21 protein-coding genes are annotated in these 17,469 nt (G+C 38.9%); 17 read left to right on the forward strand and 4 right to left on the reverse strand.

Translation table 11 applies throughout. The features are described 5' to 3' along the window. Positions 1-22 precede the first annotated feature (22 nt). Positions 23-241 (forward strand): YneF family protein, encoded by a 219-nt coding sequence (locus tag GJU32_RS02675; protein WP_004232154.1) that lies wholly within the window; start codon positions 23-25, stop codon positions 239-241. Between the two features lie 145 nt (positions 242-386). After that, entirely contained in the window at positions 387-857 is a 471-nt protein-coding gene (locus tag GJU32_RS02680) for an S-ribosylhomocysteine lyase (protein ID WP_155590388.1), read from the forward strand. A 55-nt stretch (positions 858-912) separates the two neighbouring features. On the opposite strand, the gene GJU32_RS02685 is transcribed toward GJU32_RS02680, so the two are convergent. Then, positions 913-1,887 carry an alpha/beta hydrolase gene (locus GJU32_RS02685; RefSeq protein ID WP_155590389.1) on the reverse strand — a complete coding sequence of 325 codons (975 nt, stop codon included), beginning with the start codon at positions 1,885-1,887 and terminating at the stop codon, positions 913-915. Positions 1,888-2,094: 207 nt separating this feature from the next. Here GJU32_RS02685 and GJU32_RS02690 point away from each other — a divergent pair, with 207 nt between their 5' ends. From GJU32_RS02690 to GJU32_RS02700, 3 genes are all read left to right on the forward strand, one after another. After that, entirely contained in the window at positions 2,095-3,279 is a 1,185-nt protein-coding gene (locus GJU32_RS02690; RefSeq protein ID WP_196426562.1) for an acetyl-CoA C-acetyltransferase, read from the forward strand. Between the two features lie 22 nt (positions 3,280-3,301). After that, positions 3,302-3,568 carry a YqkE family protein gene (locus tag GJU32_RS02695; RefSeq protein WP_155590390.1) on the forward strand — a complete coding sequence of 89 codons (267 nt, stop codon included), beginning with the start codon at positions 3,302-3,304 and terminating at the stop codon, positions 3,566-3,568. A gap of 179 nt (positions 3,569-3,747) precedes the next feature. After that, the gene (locus GJU32_RS02700) at positions 3,748-4,254 is read left to right on the forward strand and encodes a GNAT family N-acetyltransferase (protein WP_155590391.1); all 507 of its coding nucleotides are present in this window, start codon (positions 3,748-3,750) and stop codon (positions 4,252-4,254) included. 342 nt (positions 4,255-4,596) lie between these two features. On the opposite strand, the gene GJU32_RS02705 is transcribed toward GJU32_RS02700, so the two are convergent. Further along, on the reverse strand, positions 4,597-5,073 hold the full coding sequence (locus GJU32_RS02705; protein ID WP_155590392.1) for a VanZ family protein: 477 nt from the start codon (positions 5,071-5,073) through the stop codon (positions 4,597-4,599). After that, positions 5,070-5,969 (reverse strand): aldo/keto reductase, encoded by a 900-nt coding sequence (locus GJU32_RS02710; RefSeq protein ID WP_155590393.1) that lies wholly within the window; start codon positions 5,967-5,969, stop codon positions 5,070-5,072. Before GJU32_RS02710 ends, GJU32_RS02705 begins: the two co-directional genes overlap by 4 nt. 76 nt (positions 5,970-6,045) lie before the next feature. Between GJU32_RS02710 and GJU32_RS02715 the strand changes: the two genes are divergently transcribed. The 12 genes from GJU32_RS02715 (at position 6,046) to GJU32_RS02770 (ending at position 16,960) form a co-directional block, all read left to right on the forward strand. Further along, entirely contained in the window at positions 6,046-6,603 is a 558-nt protein-coding gene (locus GJU32_RS02715) for an NUDIX domain-containing protein (RefSeq protein WP_155590394.1), read from the forward strand. A gap of 53 nt (positions 6,604-6,656) precedes the next feature. Further along, positions 6,657-7,169 carry a hypothetical protein gene (locus GJU32_RS02720; RefSeq protein WP_155590395.1) on the forward strand — a complete coding sequence of 171 codons (513 nt, stop codon included), beginning with the start codon at positions 6,657-6,659 and terminating at the stop codon, positions 7,167-7,169. Between the two features lie 122 nt (positions 7,170-7,291). Beyond that, positions 7,292-7,756, forward strand: a complete 465-nt coding sequence (fur, locus tag GJU32_RS02725) for a ferric iron uptake transcriptional regulator (RefSeq protein WP_004232171.1) — start codon at positions 7,292-7,294, stop codon at positions 7,754-7,756. 274 nt (positions 7,757-8,030) lie between these two features. Then, positions 8,031-8,933 carry a site-specific tyrosine recombinase XerD gene (gene xerD, locus GJU32_RS02730; RefSeq protein WP_155590396.1) on the forward strand — a complete coding sequence of 301 codons (903 nt, stop codon included), beginning with the start codon at positions 8,031-8,033 and terminating at the stop codon, positions 8,931-8,933. A 103-nt stretch (positions 8,934-9,036) separates the two neighbouring features. After that, positions 9,037-10,218, forward strand: coding sequence for a phosphopentomutase (gene deoB, locus GJU32_RS02735; RefSeq protein WP_155590397.1), 1,182 nt, complete (start codon positions 9,037-9,039; stop codon positions 10,216-10,218). Between the two features lie 13 nt (positions 10,219-10,231). Then, the gene (locus GJU32_RS02740) at positions 10,232-11,482 is read left to right on the forward strand and encodes a thymidine phosphorylase (RefSeq protein ID WP_155590398.1); all 1,251 of its coding nucleotides are present in this window, start codon (positions 10,232-10,234) and stop codon (positions 11,480-11,482) included. Positions 11,483-11,790: 308 nt separating this feature from the next. Beyond that, positions 11,791-12,144: an anti-sigma F factor antagonist gene (spoIIAA, locus tag GJU32_RS02745; protein ID WP_155590399.1), complete on the forward strand. Its 354-nt coding sequence runs from the start codon at positions 11,791-11,793 to the stop codon at positions 12,142-12,144. Then, positions 12,137-12,577, forward strand: coding sequence for an anti-sigma F factor (gene spoIIAB, locus GJU32_RS02750; RefSeq protein WP_155590400.1), 441 nt, complete (start codon positions 12,137-12,139; stop codon positions 12,575-12,577). Before spoIIAA ends, spoIIAB begins: the two co-directional genes overlap by 8 nt. Positions 12,578-12,635: 58 nt before the next feature. Then, positions 12,636-13,382, forward strand: coding sequence for an RNA polymerase sporulation sigma factor SigF (gene sigF, locus GJU32_RS02755; protein ID WP_420798365.1), 747 nt, complete (start codon positions 12,636-12,638; stop codon positions 13,380-13,382). 15 nt (positions 13,383-13,397) lie between these two features. Continuing rightward, positions 13,398-14,846, forward strand: a complete 1,449-nt coding sequence (locus GJU32_RS02760) for a spore germination protein (protein WP_155590402.1) — start codon at positions 13,398-13,400, stop codon at positions 14,844-14,846. Between the two features lie 223 nt (positions 14,847-15,069). Next, positions 15,070-16,389 (forward strand): diaminopimelate decarboxylase, encoded by a 1,320-nt coding sequence (gene lysA / locus GJU32_RS02765; protein WP_155590403.1) that lies wholly within the window; start codon positions 15,070-15,072, stop codon positions 16,387-16,389. Between the two features lie 199 nt (positions 16,390-16,588). Further along, positions 16,589-16,960: a GNAT family N-acetyltransferase gene (locus GJU32_RS02770; protein ID WP_155590404.1), complete on the forward strand. Its 372-nt coding sequence runs from the start codon at positions 16,589-16,591 to the stop codon at positions 16,958-16,960. Here the strand turns inward: GJU32_RS02770 and GJU32_RS02775 are convergent. Continuing rightward, positions 16,957-17,463, reverse strand: coding sequence for a DUF309 domain-containing protein (locus GJU32_RS02775; RefSeq protein ID WP_155590405.1), 507 nt, complete (start codon positions 17,461-17,463; stop codon positions 16,957-16,959). The two genes, GJU32_RS02770 and GJU32_RS02775, sit on opposite strands and share 4 nt — an antisense overlap. Positions 17,464-17,469: the final 6 nt, after the last annotated feature.

A 17,469-nucleotide genomic window follows, 5' to 3' on the forward strand; every position in this document is an offset into this window, starting at 1 on the left:
TGTAGTGGAGGAGGTTGGTTGTATGCCTACATGGGGCTGGATTATTATCGTAATTATCGCATTAGCAGCGGGCGCGGCACTTGGTTTCTATTTCGCTCGTCAAGCTATGATGAAATATTTAAAAGAAAACCCACCTATTAATGAGCAAATGATTCGTATGATGATGGCACAAATGGGTCGTACGCCGTCTGAAAAGCAAGTACGTCAAATGATGGCACAAATGAATAAATTCCAAAAGTAATTGGAATGATGAGAGCAACTAGTTCAAACATAACTAGTTGTTTTTTTTGTATTTTTTACAGCATTTAAATAATTCTTAAAAATCATACAATTCTATCGGGAAACTATGTATAATAGAGTTACCATACGGAAAGGGGTTGTGTATTTTGCAAAAAGAAAAGACAAATGTAGAAAGTTTTGATCTGGATCATACAAAAGTAAAGGCGCCATATGTTCGTTTAGCGGGTGTTAAAACTGGGAAAAATGGTGACGAAGTGTATAAATATGATATTCGCTTTAAACAGCCAAATAAAGAGCATATGGAGATGCCTGCTTTACATTCTTTAGAGCATTTATCAGCTGACATTATCCGCAATCACTCTGACCATATTGTTGATTTCAGTCCTATGGGTTGCCAAACAGGCTTTTATGTATCACTTATTAATCACAATGATTATGAGGATCTATTAACCATTTTAGAGAAAACATTTACTGATGTGACGAATGCAACTGCTGTGCCTGCATGTAATGAGGTGCAATGTGGCTGGGCTGCTAGCCATAGCTTGGAAGGGGCACAAGCATTAGCTAAAGAATTTTTAGCAAAACGTGATGAATGGCATATCGTGTTCGAAGAATAAATAAATTAAATTTTAAAAACCTTGCGTGATTAAATCAGCAAGGTTTTCATTTGTGTTAAAAATGGAATGGAATAACATTGGAGGAGGAAGAATCCCGATTTATTTTTTGATAAATAAAATTTTCTAGAAAATCATGAATTAAATCTTCATATTCATCCATATTTTCATTAAAGGATTGTGCATGTGCGCCAGTTTCAAATAGTTTTAATTTTTTAGGACCTGCTTTTTTGTTGTACAAATCTAGCGACATGGACGCTGGAATAAACGTATCGGGAATACTATGGATAAAGAGAACGGGTTTTTCAATACGTGTCGCTGCTTCAGCAGGTGTTACACTTTTAAAAGAGTAGCCATCTCGAAGGCGTACAAAGAAATCAGCAAAACGAATAGGAATAATGGAACCATATTTAAATTCTGTTTTAGCGATTTGCTTGAGTAGCATCGAAAAGTCGGAGAATGCACAATCTGAAATATAAAAATCAGCACCATCTTCTACGGTTCCTGCATAGAGTAACATCGTTGCCGCACCCATGGATTCACCGTGAATCCCAAGAATAGCATCTTCGCCAATCATAGCTTTCACTGTTTTCACTACCGCATCAAGATCGTTTTTCTCATAGTAGCCGTAGCTAGTTGTTTTGCCACCAGATTCTCCGTGACGACGATGGTCAAAAATAACTGAATTATAACCAAGTCTTTCAAATAATCGGGCATATTTCACAGAATTTATTTTATTTTCGGTAACCCCATGACAAATGATGATTGTGTTATTCGTTTGCAATGGCTGAAACATAATTCCTCGAATTGTATAGCCATTTGGCGAATCAACATTTAGTTCAGATTTCAGATTTTTATTGTACCAAGCTTCGTCAAAGCGCTTTGCTGTCGTTTCACGTTCACGAACAAACTCAGGATCTTTTTGCTGAATATACATTAATTTATTGGAAAGCGCGAAGCCAAACAGACCTGTTGCAGCTGCGGCCAGCGTTGTTGTAATACCAGAGAATAAAAGCATCTTCTTTTTTTTCATCATTAAACACCTCCACATGCTGTTTCTTATTTGTAATGTTCCCAACTAAGATTGTTTAAAACACGTCAACATTTTACAATAACTTTGGCAAAACTGCGATTATTTCTATTATCGAAAATCGTCAAAATATTTGTTAAAATATACATATCTGCTAGTAGCATATGCATGCAGTGTTGATTTTTGAACGGGGAAAAGGGGAGAATGATTATGTCAAACGAGGTAGTAATAGTAAGTGCTGTACGGACAGCCATTGGCTCATTCCAAGGGTCATTGAAAGATGTACCAGCAACAACTTTAGGTAGTATTGTTATTAAAGAGGCATTAACACGTGCAGGGGTAGCAGGGGAACACGTTGATGAGGTCATTATGGGGAATGTCTTATCGGCAGGGCTTGGACAAAATCCAGCTCGACAGGCAGCAATAAAGGCTGGTTTACCACATGAGGTCTCTGCTTTTACAGTTAATAAAGTATGTGGATCTGGTTTAAAGGCAGTTCATTTAGCAACACAGGCAATTTTAGCTGGTGATGCCGATATTATTGTTGCAGGTGGTTTTGAAAATATGAGCCAAGCGCCTTATGTCTTAAAAAATGCGCGAGAGGGCTTCCGTATGGGCGATCAAAAAGTAGTGGATACAATGATTCATGATGGCCTATGGTGTGCTTTTAATGATTACCATATGGGGATTACAGCAGAAAATTTATGTGATAAATATCAAATTTCACGAGAAGAGCAAGATGCCTTCGCAGCTCGTTCTCAGCAACGGGCAGAGGCAGCAATGACAGCTGGTAAGTTTGAAGATGAAATCGTCGCTGTAGAGATTCCACAGCGTAAGGGAGAGTCTATTTATTTTGATAAAGATGAATTCCCACGAGCAGGCGTGACTGCGGAGTCATTAGCAAAGCTACGTTCAGCATTCAAAAAGGATGGCTCTGTAACAGCAGCGAATGCATCTGGCATTAATGATGGAGCTGCGGCGGTTGTAGTGATGTCAAAGGAAAAAGCACAAGAGCTAGGTATTCGACCAATGGCAAGTATTACAGCTAATGCTAGCGCTGGTGTTGATCCTGCCATTATGGGAACAGGTCCTGTCACAGCAGTCAAAAAAGCACTGACAAAAGCAGAGACAACTTTAGAAGATATCGATTTAATTGAAGCAAATGAAGCATTTGCAGCACAATCGATAGCTGTAGATCGTGAATTAAGCTTTAATCATGATAAACTAAATGTTAACGGGGGGGCAATTGCTCTTGGTCACCCAATCGGTGCAAGCGGTGCTCGTATTTTAGTGACGCTGTTACATGAGATGGAAAAACGTGATGCAAAAATGGGCTTAGCAACATTATGTATCGGTGGTGGACAAGGCGTAGCAACGGTTGTCAAGCGCCCTTGATGTCAATAAGAAGGTGAATGTAATGGGAAAGAAAAGAAAACAGCAACAACATGCAGGCAATAGCATGACAGCTAGCTTGCCAAAGCAAGAGGCTGTCACATTAGCGGATCAGCTAGGTGGCGATGTGTTAGCAAAATTAAAAGCAGCTAAGCAAGATTTAACAGCTAAAGAACAGGCAGCAGAAGAAGAACGCCAAGCAAAGCTAGCTTTTGAGCGCAAACAACGTGAAAAAAATAAATCGTTTGAAGAACTACTGAACGAATACGGCGATAAAGGCTCTAAATTTTAAGAATAAAACAGTGAATTCACACAGGTGGGTTCACTGTTTTTTCTTTTATAGCATTTAAATTATGTAGTAATAGTCGATATACAAAGAGAGATTTTTGAAATTAATGGAACGGGAGACGCTGCCAATAACATATACCTAATTGTAGTTTAGTATTAATTAAATTATGTTAGGAGAACAACATGGTAGAATTACAGACAGAAAGAGTAAGATTAATACCTTTAAACGCCAAGTATTTAGAATTACTAATAGAGCATGAGGAACAAATGGCAAAGGATTTATCGTTAAGTAAGAGTGAAGGGAGTTTAGACTGCGAGCTTAAACAAGCATTGTATTTTAGACTTTCCAAAGTATTAGAAGATGAGCAAAACTATCTGTGGCATACGAATTGGTTACTTGTATTAAAAGAAAAAAATTGTGCTGTTGGTGGCATAATGCTTAAAGGTATTCCAAATGAGCAAGGTGAAGTTGTAATCGGGTATTATACTTTTCCTCATTATCAGGGGCAGGGCTATATGACAGAATCAATTATAGCTCTTAAAAACTGGTTACTTCATCAGCCAAATGTAAAATACGTAATTGCAGATACCGAAAATGATAATGTGGCATCCCATCGAGTTTTAGAAAAAGCAGGAGCTGCCTTGTATAAAGAAACAAACTCCCTCTATTTTTGGAGGTTCCAACTTTGAAATAGACTAAGGTAAAAAGGCTTTTGCAAAGGTTCTACAAATAAAATGAAGGTATTTACTACTCGTTTTATTGATGGTTGCTGTGACTAATCACTTCCCCACATTGAAAATAAGAGCGTAACTTTTTACTAAAAATAGAAATAAAGGGCTATGTTGTTCACAACTGCTAGAATGAAGGACAAGGAAATGACAAATTGAAGCGAACGGAGTGAGTGAAGCTGTTCATCGGCCTCCATTGAAAGGATGCTGGTGGAGCGGAAATCAACCATCGCCATCGCCTTGCCAAAAGGTCTTTCTACTAGTGACATTATTTTTTCAACAACATGGAAAGACAAAAGGCTATTAGAGTGCCTTTTGTCTTTTATTTTTAAGCATTTTTCTCAGCACTGCAACAGCTCCAACAAAAACAATGGCCCCAGCTGTATCGACAAGCACATCTTGACCGCTCATTGTGCGACCTGGTGTAAAGCTCTGACGAAATTCATCAAGTATAGCGATAACTGCTGTTCCACCAATGGCAATACTTACTGCGAAATGACGTTTTCCCCATGCAAAATACAGACCAAGTGCAATACATCCAAACCCAATAAAATGTGTTAATTTACGGATTAAAAACTCTACAAAAGGAAAATAACCACGTTCTTCAACTGATACAATCGTACCCCAATAAGGGATTTTTAAAACGGCTAGTTGTTCTTCAAAAGGTTTGTGGGACAGTAAATCTTCTAATTTTGGAAGTATACTTTGTTGTTCATAGGTCATGCTAGAGGAAATCACCAGCACAACTAAACAGATGATGAAGATTAGCCATTTTTTCATCGGTGTTCTTGATACTGCTCATTTTTTGTCAGTTTATTGACTATATTAAAATCTGTTATTGAATCTATTTTCTCGTAGGCTGCAAGCGTTTGTGCTAGCTGTTGTTGTGAGCTTGTGCCAATTACAGTTGAAGCGATGGTAGGCTCTTTTAGATTAAAAGCGATAGCCAGTGCGTGTAAATCATCATATTGAAAAGCTAAGTTTGTTAATGTTGTAGTTAAATCTTGTGCTGTATACGTGTTGAACCCATTAACATGCTGAAGTCGTTGTTGCCAGTTTTTCGTTAGTAAGCCCTTCGCGACTGTGCCACGTGTTACAACAGAAGCACCTTCATTCGCAATAAACTCAAACCATTCTTCAGGCCGGCGATCTAAGGCGCTATATTGCATCATGACACTTTTAGCTGAACTTGCGGGTAAAAAACGTTGTAACACGTTTGGTCGAATGGAGGAAATGCCATATTCCCGGATGAGCCCGTCTTTTTTCAATCCTTCAAATGTGTTGATGATTCCATCCCAGTCATCCTCGATTGTACCTCCGTGTAACTGATAGACATCAATGTAGTCAGTACCTAAACGTTTTAAGCTAGCATGGATAGCATCTTTTATATAGGATGGGGATGCATCCCAATGCCAGCCATCGACACCTTCTGTCCAACGATTACCTACTTTTGTAGCTAGCACTACATCATGCCGGCGTTTTCCTAGCGTTGCTCCAATGATTTCCTCATTCGTTCCAAAATCATATAAATCAGCTGTATCAATATAATTAATGCCTGCATCTAAGGCCATATCGACAATTGCAGCTGCTTGCTTTTTATCAGTCGAAAGAGACATGCCTCCTAAACTAATCTCTGAAATAAACAAATCACTTGTGCCAAGCTGTCTTTTTTTCATGCGATCAACCTCCTTCGATTTCTCTACTTGTAATGGTACAATGAACATATCTGAAGAACAAGCGAGGTTATCGTCAATGAAAAAGTTTGAGGAAAAAACAACTAAAACGACACCGATCTATGACGGAAGAATAATAAAACTACAAATTGATGATGTAACTTTACCAAATGGTCAGGTTGCGAAACGTGAAATTATTAAGCATCCAGGTGCCGTAGCAGTCATTGCCGTTACTGCCGAGGGTAAACTAGTATTGGTAGAACAATATCGTAAAGCGCTTGAACGTTCAATTATAGAAATTCCAGCAGGAAAACTTGAACCTGGTGAGGAGCCAGTGATGACAGCACGCCGTGAATTAGAGGAAGAGACGGGCTACGGAGCGCAAAGTCTTACTTTTTTACAAACTTTTGCAACTTCACCAGGCTTTGCGGATGAGGTTATTCATCTGTTTGTGGCAAAGGGATTATATAAAATTGACAATAAAGCAGATTTAGATGAAGATGAATTTGTCGAACTATTAGAAGTTTCGTTGGAAGAGGCACAATTAATGATAGCAGATCAGCGTATATATGATGCTAAAACAGCATTTGCAGTACTCTGGCTTGCGGCAAATTTAGAAAATAATCTTTTAGCATAATAGAGACGGACGAGCATAAGCTGTACAAACCTTGATAGAAAAGGAGCATGTTTATGTCTCGTACGGTGTCTATATTTTATCACGCTTCCATCATCGCAGTAAGTTTTGTTTGTGGCGTTATTTTCTTTCATATTATTGGTGGACCGAAAGCGGAACCATTTATTTTATTTATAGAGCCTCGATTAGTAGATGGGGACAGGCAATCCATTTTTCGTTTAGTACTGCCTGTCGCCATTTCCATAGGTCTTGTATTATTACTAGCAACACATAGCGTTTTAAAAGTTTTAGTGCGTGTGACAGTAGCCATACGTGCCACTTTTTTTGGCTTTAGTTCAGTTTTTTTATTACAAAAACTTGAAGCTTTTTGGCTTTATACGATTTGGTGGTTTCCATTTCAGCTCATCTATTGTATATTGTTGCTAGTCCTATGCAATTTACTTGTACCCGCTTGGTCAAAGCGAAAAATCGGGAAACAAGTATCTGGTCGGACAATTTTGTTGAATTTTATCGCATTTTTCATCATAATAGTTGCTGAGTTTATTGTTATTTCTTATGTGTTAAAATGATGGATTGAATGGACAGAAATTGTGATCAGATGAAAAAGTAGAAGCATGTTAGAAATCTATTCACTATCTTGTAATAGGATTTACTCCTTTGGTATAATGGAAAGAGTTTAGGGGGGCGTCACATGGAGAGCCGAATTGATCGTATAAAAAAACAGTTGCATAGTGCTAGTTACAAGCTGACGCCGCAGCGAGAAGCGACAGTTGCTGTCTTGCTTGAGCACGAAGAGGATCACCTGAGTGCCGAAGATGTGTATCTTTTAGTAAAAGAAAAGGCACCAGAGATTGGTCTAGCGACTGTTTATAGAACGTTAGAATTATTAACGGAGCTCAAAATTGTCGACAAAATCAACTTTGGCGATGGCGTATCGCGCTATGACCTACGCCAAGAGGGAGCTGCCCATTTCCACCATCATCTTGTTTGTATCGAATGTGGTGCTGTAGATGAAATTCAAGAAGATTTGCTTGAAGATGTGGAAGCCGTTGTTGAAAAACGTTGGAACTTTATCATAAAAGATCACCGACTAACTTTCCACGGCATATGCTGGCGCTGTCATGATAAAAACGACGAATCGAATGAAGAAAAATAACGAAAAACTGTCTGTTTTAATCTTTGGTATAGATTGAATCGGGCAGTTTTTTGTTTTATTTTGATTCAGCAAAAGAGCACTCTATAGGGGAGTCTTCTGACGATTTTAGGTTAACTGCTACTCCTCAGCTCGAAAAAATCTGGACACAAACGTAATTGATTTAACATATGGCTTCAACGACATTGTGGTGGATTATGTCGAATGGAGGGTGCTTTAGCACATTTTTTCTGGCCGTGCTAAAATAGAGAATAATTGACAGTGAGGGGGCGTTGTGATGAATGAGTTTCAATATGCAGTAGAGGACTATATCCATTTTATACAGGTGGAAAGGCAATTATCTGTTAATACATTAGCATCCTATCGCCGTGACTTAGAAAGCTATGTGTTTTTCTTGAAGGAAGCTGAGGGGATGGCTGATTTTAGCCGAGTAGAACGAACAACTATATTGCGGCATTTAGAGCAATTACGTGCACAAGGGAAGACAAGCCGTACCGTTGCTCGTCATATCTCTTCCATTAGGAGTTTCCATCAATTCTTACTACGAGAAAAACGTGCAGAAACAGATCCGACAGTTCATTTGGAAATGCCAACGATTGAGCAAAAGTTGCCGAATATCCTATCTATCGAAGAAATTGAAGCTTTACTGACAGCTCCGAATCGAAGTAAGCCACAAGGTATACGTGATCTAGCGATGCTAGAGTTATTATATGGATCTGGCATGCGAATCAGTGAGCTCATTGCACTTGATCTAGCAGATATTCATTTAACAATGGGCTTTGTACGTGTATTTGGGAAGGGTGGCAAGGAAAGGATTATTCCACTTGGCAAAAGTGCGCTTTCCGCAATTAATGCCTATTTAAATGGTGCTCGTGGTCAGTTGCAAGGAAAGCATCCAAAAACAGATGCGTTTTTTATTAATCAAAGAGGGAAACGTTTAACAAGGCAGGGTTGTTGGAAATTAATGAAGGAGCATGCTTTAAAGGCAGGCATCCAACATGAATTAACACCCCATATTTTGCGTCATTCTTTTGCCACACATTTGGTCGAAAATGGAGCCGATTTACGAGCGGTGCAGGAGATGCTTGGACATGCAGACATTTCTACAACGCAAATTTATACACATATTAGTAAAACAAGATTATCTGAAGTCTATAAGCAATTTCATCCACGTGCTTAAAATTTTTTCTATTAGGAAAATATTATATTTTAGTCGGATGTCTGACCTTTATTTTTCGCGTTTTTTTGGTAAAATAGAGTCATGAGATTAGGAGGCAACCATTATGAATAAACCGTTTAACAAAATCCATGTCGTTGTCATGGACTCCGTAGGAATTGGTGAAGCACCAGACGCAGCAGATTTTGGTGATGTTGGCGCACATACATTGGGACACATCGCTGAAAAAATGAATGGGCTTACAATGCCAGTAATGGAGTCCTTTGGTTTAGCGAATATTGAACCACTGCAAGGCATGCAAACAACTAATGAGCCAAAAGCATACTTCGGTAAAATGCAAGAAGCGTCTGTTGGTAAAGACACGATGACGGGTCATTGGGAAATCATGGGGTTAAATATCGATAAACCGTTTAAGGTGTATCCAGAAGGGTTTCCTGCGGAGCTTATTACAGAGCTAGAGAAACGTACAGGTCGTAAAGTGCTTTGCAATCAACCAGCAAGTGGTACACAAGTAATTGATGATTTCGGTCAGGAGCATATGGAAACTGGTGCAATTATTGTCTATACATCAGCAGATCCAGTTTTACAAATTGCTGCACATGAGGAAATCATTCCATTAGAAGAAATATATAAAATTTGTGAAATAGCTCGTGAATTAACATTACAGCCTGAATTTTTAGTGGGGCGCGTAATCGCACGTCCATTTGTTGGGACGCCAGGAAATTTCACTCGTACGTCCAATCGTCATGACTATGCATTAAAACCATTTGGTCGTACAACGATGAATGTTATGAAGGACGCTGGTTTAGATGTAATTGCTATTGGAAAAATCTCTGATATTTTCAACGGTGAAGGTGTCACGGATGCAGTACGTACAAAAAATAATATGGATGGTATGGATAAGTTTGCTGAAGTTGTAAGACGTGACTTCCGTGGTATGAGCTTTTTAAATTTAGTAGACTTTGATGCCAATTTTGGTCATCGTCGTGATCCATTAGGTTACGGACAGGCATTACAAGAATTTGATGCACGACTACCAGAAATTACGGATGCTATGTCAGAAGACGATTTATTAATTATTACAGCAGACCATGGAAATGATCCAACCTTCCATGGTACGGATCATACACGAGAATATGTTCCATTAATTGTCTACTCTCCGCGTTTCGATGGTGGAGCTGAACTTGCACTTCGTGTAACTTTTGCGGATATTGCAGCGACAGTTGCTGAAAACTTTAATGTAGAAGCACCACCATTTGGCAAAAGTTTCTTACCTGATTTGAAATAAGGAGGTTTTTCGTATGAATATGGTTCAATTGTTTGAAAAGAAAAAACAAGGGTTGGAGCTATCTCAAGCTGAAATTCAATATTTTGTCGAAGGCTATACGACAGGTTCAATCCCGGATTATCAAGCAAGTTCACTTCTAATGGCGATTCGCCTACTAGGTATGTCTGATGAAGAAACATTTTATTTAACAAAGGCAATGATCGAATCAGGTGATGTCATTGATTTAACGTCTATTGAAGGCTTTAAAATTGATAAACACTCTACAGGAGGTGTTGGTGACAAGGTAACACTTGTTGTAACACCAATTATTGCTTCTCTAGGGATTCCAGTAGCGAAATTTAGTGGTAAAGGTTTAGGTATTACCGGAGGAACAATCGATAAATTAGAATCGATTCAAGGCTTCAAAACCGAGCTTTCATCACAAGAATTTATCGATAATGTCAATACTCATAAAATTGCAGTTGCAGGACAAACAGGTAATCTTGTACCAGCTGACAAAAAGTTATATGCATTACGTGATGTAACAGGGACTGTCGATTCTATTCCATTAATCGCTGCCTCCATTATGAGTAAAAAAATCGCAAGTGGTGCCGATGGTATTGTCCTAGATGTAAAGTGTGGTTCTGGTGCGTTTATGAAGACGCAAGAAGAAGCCCAGCTATTAGCGGATACAATGACGGCCATTGGAGAAAAACTTGGACGTAAAGTTGTTGCACATATTAGCGATATGGATAATCCATTAGGCAAAATGATTGGTAATAAGCTCGAAGTAGTGGAAGCTTATGCATTATTAAGTGGTCGTTTAGAAGAAACACATGAGGATTTATTGGCTGAATGTGTTGTGATTGCTTCCTTAATGTATCAGGTTGCCGCTGGCGTGAATGAAACAGAAGCAACTGCTGCTGTTAAGCGAGTGCTTGCAGATGGTTCTGCAGCTGCAAAATTTGAGGAGTTTATTGTTGCGCAAGGTGGAGTTGCCACTGATATTGTACAAAATGAAACAGCTCATAAAGTAGCAGTGACGGCAGTAAAACAGGGCACTGTGGAAACAATCAATGCATTATTAGTTGGCGAAGCTAGCGTTAGTCTAGGTGCTGGACGTTTAACGAAAGAATCGGAACTTGATTATGATGCAGGTATTCAGCTGATTGCTAAAAAGGGTGACCATGTAAATAATGGCGATACAATAGCTTATTTATATTCAAATAATCCAATTGCTGAAGATACAATCAAAAAAGTACAGAAGGCTTATACAATTGCATAAACGTTCGTTAGCGAGAGCTCTCACTTTAAGAGAGCTCTCGCTTTTTTGTCGTTCTATGGATAGAACAATCAAAGTGACAGATAGGCCCATAAAACAAAAGGATAGAAAATCAAAAGTGATGATTGAAACAATCAAACTTTAGGAATCAATTGCGTTTAGAAAATGTTGAATTATCCCATACTGCACTTAACCTAAAAAGCTATAAGTATGTCGATTAGACACTATTTCGGAAGACTTTGCACTAGTTCTGTCAGCCGCAAGGATTCACCGTAAGGAATGTGGAATTGCACGAGGAGGAGGCGATGTTCATGCATTATCAATTAGAAATGGTCACAAGAGAGACAGTCGTTATACGTTTGTTTGGGGAGCTCGATCATCATGCAGTAGAACAAATTCGAGCGAAAATTTCTGCAGCAATTTTTCAAGGCACTGTGACGACCATCATATGGAACTTACAAGGGCTATCTTTTATGGATAGTTCAGGAGTTGGCTTAGTGCTTGGTCGTATGCGTGAGTTAGAAGCAGTTGCTGGGCGAACTATTTTATTGAATCCATCGCCAACAATGCGAAAAGTATTTCAATTTTCAGGATTAGGGCCATGGATGATGGATGCAACAGAGGAACAAGCGATTGATCGCGTAAGGGGGATTGTAAATGGATAACGAAATGACATTAACTTTTTTAGCACTTAGTGAAAATGAAGCCTTAGCGCGTGTGGCTGTCACAGGCTTTATTGCACAATTAGATCCAACTATTGATGAGCTATCAGAATTTAAAACAGTTGTCTCAGAAGCGGTTTCCAATGCCATTATTCATGGCTATGAAGAAAATGGTAAGGGTGTTGTTACAGTTCATGCGAAACGTGAGGATGATATTGTAACGGTATCTGTCATGGATAAAGGTGTAGGGATTGAGGACGTTAGCCGAGCAATGGAGCCGTTATTTACAACAAAAAGTGCTATGGAGCGTTCGGGTATGGGCTTCACGATTATGGATAGTTTTTCTGATCAGCTGACAGTTATGTCTAAATGGCAAGAAGGAACAACTGTAACGTTTACGAAGAAATTTTACACAGTTCGCACAGCGGTAATGTGAGGTTGAGACCGTGAAGCCGTTAGAACAGTCGTCCGATAAGCTATTGTCTCAGGAGGAAATGCGTGATTTAATAGCACGCGCACAGCAGGGCGATCACGAGGCTCGTAAACGAATGGTAGAAGGCAATACGAGGCTTGTGTGGTCCATTGTTCAACGTTTTACAACGAGAGGTGTTGAGCTCGAGGATTTATTCCAGATTGGCTGCATAGGGCTCATGAAATCTGTGGATAAATTCGATTTAACATATGATGTAAAATTTTCAACCTATGCTGTACCAATGATCATTGGTGAAATTCAACGCTTTTTAAGAGATGATGGCATGGTGAAGGTGAGTCGTTCTATTCGTGAGCTGAATTTTAAAATCCGTCATGCTACTGATGAATTTATTAAAAAGAACGAACATCCACCAACCATTCAAGAACTTGCTCAGGTGCTAGGTGTGACAACGGAGGAAATTGTCACAGCATCAGATGCATTGAGAGATCCAGCATCTCTACATGAGCAATTGTATGAAAGTGAAGGGGATTCCATTACATTAATGGATCAAATGAAGGATGAAAAATCTGAGCAGCCATTTGATTATATCCCACTGAAAGAAGTACTGACGAGACTTGAACCGAGGGAGCAGTCTATCATTTATTTACGTTATTTTTCAGATTGCACGCAAACAGAAATTGCGAATAGGTTGGGAATATCCCAAGTGCAAGTATCTCGTTTAGAGAAAAAAATCCTTGCCCAGCTGAAAAGTTGGATGGCTACAAGTGCTACAGTCGAGAGCGAAGAACCAGTAAAAAAAGACATCTAAGAAAATGGTGACAGCATGACAAATAAATTATTTAACAGCTTAGAAGAAGCCGAAGATTTTCTTATAGAACATTTTGGTGACGGCGAATCATTTGACGTTGGTATCAAACACTTATATGTCAAAGATTTGCCGGTCCTTTGTGCATATATTAGCGGGCTTGTGGACGGAGAAGCCTTAACGCAATTACTTTCTAACATGCTCCCTGATGAGGATATTGAAATTGATGTTGAGGATGAGAAAGCGTATTTTGAGTCCTATTTTAATTTTCATGGACGTTCAGAGGAAACAGAACGAAAAGCCTATTTATTAGCAATTTTAAGTGGGCAAGTAACCTTTATTACTAAAAGTGGTTTCTGCTACGTTGGGGAGCTAAGAAACTACCCAGGTCGTTCGCCAGAAGAACCTGATAATGAAAAAGTTATACGTGGTTCAAGGGATGGTTTTACAGAGTCGATTTCTCAAAATACAGCTTTAATCCGTAGGCGAATTCGCAATAGTAATTTACGTTTCGAGCTACATAAAATATCCAAAATCGGTCAAACCGACGTGGCAATCACATTTATGAAAGATGTTGCCAATGAAGATATGCTCGAAAGTTTACGAAAGCGCCTTGGACAAATTAATCACGATGGCTTGACGATGGCCGATAAATCATTAGAAGAATGGCTTTTCAAACAAAAGTTCCATCCGGTTCCATTTGTACGTTATACGGAAAGACCAGATATTACTGCAGCTCATCTACTTGAAGGGCATATAGCTATCCTTGTAGATACTTCTCCATCGGTTATTCTCGTGCCTGTTACCGTGTTTCATTTATTACAGCATGCGGAGGAATATAGACAGGCGCCAACAGTTGGGACGTTTGTGCGTTTTATGCGGTATTTTGGCTCCGTAATGGGATTGCTTTTATTACCATTATGGTATGTCTTTGCAACAAACGAATCATTACTTCCGGATGCCTTATCCTTTTTAGGTACAGAGGAAAAATCGCACGTACCATTATTACTGCAAATCCTTATTGCAGATATTGGTATTGAGTTTTTGAGGATGGCCGCCATTCATACTCCGTCACCACTATCTACTGCCATGGGTTTGGTTGCGGGGGTAATCATTGGTCAAATTGCCATTGATGTTGGATTATTCTCTGCGGAAGTTGTCCTCTATACAGCAGTTGCAGCTATACTCATCTTTATTATTCCGTCCTATGAGCTCAGTATCTCCATTAAGATTTTTAGATTATTGCTATTAATCATGACGGGGCTTTGGGGTGCTAATGGATTATTTATTGGCATATTTTTATTGTTTACGTATTTATGTTCATTGCGACCAATGCAGGCGCCTTATTTATGGCCTCTTGTGCCATTCTTTCCAAAGGCGATGCTTCGTGTCCTTATTCGTTTCCCGATGACTTCGGATGCATTAAGACCTTATGTAGTCGCTTCCAAACAGCGAAAAAGATCATAGGAGCCGTTGCACTCGTTTTTTTCATGTGATAAAGTTCACATATAGTATTTTGTGATTTTTGCAAAAATTATTTTCATTCAAGAAAAAGCTAATTTATACATTTGCCTTTTCATACTTGATGGAAATAATTTCTTGATGAGATGCATCTATTTGAAAAGGATCGATCTCGCTATCAAAACGTAAAAATAACAAAATGGAACGATGTGAAAAGGGAGAGATGCACATGCATTTATATGGAACACAAGCAATTTCTGAAGACGGTCATTTAACAATTGGACAGATAGACACACTAGAGCTAGCAAAAGAGTATGGTACACCACTTTTCGTGTATGATACTGCACTTATTCGTAAACGTGCACGTAGCTTTATCGATACGTTTAAAAAGCTAGGCGTAAAAGCAGAAGTAGCCTATGCTTCAAAAGCATTTGCATGTGTAGCGGTGTATCAATTAGCAGCAGAAGAAAATTTATCATTGGATGTTGTATCAGGTGGAGAATTATATACAGCTTTAAAGGCAGGATTCCCCGCAGAGCGCATCCATTTCCATGGCAATAATAAAAGCATTGCTGAAATAGAGCTAGCTTTTGACTCCAATATTGGATGTATTGTTGTAGATAACTTCTATGAAATACAGCTTTTAAAAGAAATTTCGGAGCGCCGTCAGCAAAAAATGCGTATTTTATTACGTGTTACACCAGGTGTTGAAGCACATACGCATGATTTCATTACGACAGGTCAAGCAGATTCAAAATTTGGCTTTGACTTAAACAATGGTCAAGCAGATGAAGCTTTCCAACAAACATTTAACCATGCATTCCTAGAGCTATTGGGCTTACATTGCCATATTGGCTCGCAAATTTTTGACACCGCTGGCTTTGGTTTAGCAGGAGAAAAGTTGATTGACAAAATTTCTGACTGGAACAAGACTCACGAATTTACGTGTACTGTGTTAAACTTAGGTGGGGGCTTTGGTATTCGTTATACTGAAGAAGATGCACCATTAGAACCACAAGTGTATGTAGAAGATATGATTACAGTTGTAAAAAATAAAGCAACTGTACTTGGGCTGAAGATGCCAGAAATTTGGATTGAACCAGGTCGATCACTTGTAGGTGATGCAGGAACATCTCTTTATACAATCGGATCACAAAAAACAGTACCAGATGTGCGCAAATATATTGCTGTTGATGGTGGTATGAGTGATAACATCCGCCCAGCATTATACGACGCTAAGTATGAGGCAGTCATTGCAAGTAAAGCGAATAAGCCGAAAAATGAACTATATACAGTTGCTGGTAAATTATGTGAATCTGGCGATAAATTAATTATTGATGCTAAACTACAAGATGCTGCTTCAGGCGATGTTTTAGCCATTTTCTGTACGGGTGCATATGGTTATTCAATGGCTAGTAACTATAATCGTGTTCCAAGACCTGCTGTTGTATTTGTAGAGAACGGACAGCATCAACTAGCTATTCGCCGCGAAAGTTATGAAGATATTGTGCAAAATGATCTCCCGCTAACTTTAAAAAAGGGTGAGTAAATTTGAGGAAAAATAAGTGGGTATTACTAGGGTCCATTTCAACTTTTATTTTGTTGTGGGGCGTTGTCTATTGGGTGTTGGCGTCTAAAGGTATTCTCGGACCTGGTTCGTAAGACAGAAATTGGCTTGCGGTAAAAGTACAAATCGTGTAGGATAGTCAAAGATTATGTACAGCTAGAAAAAGAGGGAATAGACAAATATGTTAATTCGATATAAAAAAGCTTTAGAGAAAATAGCAATGGGGCTACTTTCGTTTATGCCTAACGAAAAAGACGTAAAAAAGCTTACAGAAACCATCCACTCCTATGAAAATGACGATAATTGGGTTTTATATTTATGGAAAAAGAATGATGAATATGTTGGTATTGTAGGGCTTGTAATAGATGAGCATAATGCAGCTATCATCCAGCATGTGTCGGTTGTCCCATCTTATAGAGGTGAGGGTGTAGCAACGGAAATGCTTCAGGAAGTGGCAGAATTTGGCCAATATGAAAGTGTACGTGCTACCGATGAAACACGAAGCTTCGTTCAAAAATGTATCCATTGTATCGATGAAAAAGCAGACGATTAACAACGTCTGCTTTTTCTTTGTTTGCTTTCATGTCGCTCTGCAAGAATATGTGAGCGATCTCGTAGCATATGTTTATGAAGAAGATAGTTTGAGCTACTAGGTGGCAATAGCTGTATACGTGCTCTTGCCAACTCCAGCAAAGTGTGTGAAAGAGGGAGCTGGAAGGCTTGAAAGGATTTGCCTGTTTGAATAGCAGCGAGTGTCATTGTTACTTGTGTTAGGAGTTGATGGTAATCAATTTCTTGGAATAAAATATGACCTTCATTTACTTGGAAATTATGAAGTGCTTTTCCTAAAATTCGTTGAGCACCAGTATTGTTACCACGTCGCCAATGATAGAAACCTGTTGCAAGCTGCACATAGCCAACTAGTGGATGCATTTTATCACCAGGCGCAATTTCCTTCCAATATTCCTCGAGCACTTCATGGCATTCAAAAAAATCTTGATTGCCATTAAAATATGCACAGTAATCAATAAATAAAGTATGATGCTGTGGATGCATTTTGGA

Source organism: Lysinibacillus cavernae, assembly GCF_009724685.1.
Classification (GTDB): Bacteria; Bacillota; Bacilli; order Bacillales_A; family Planococcaceae; genus Lysinibacillus; species Lysinibacillus cavernae.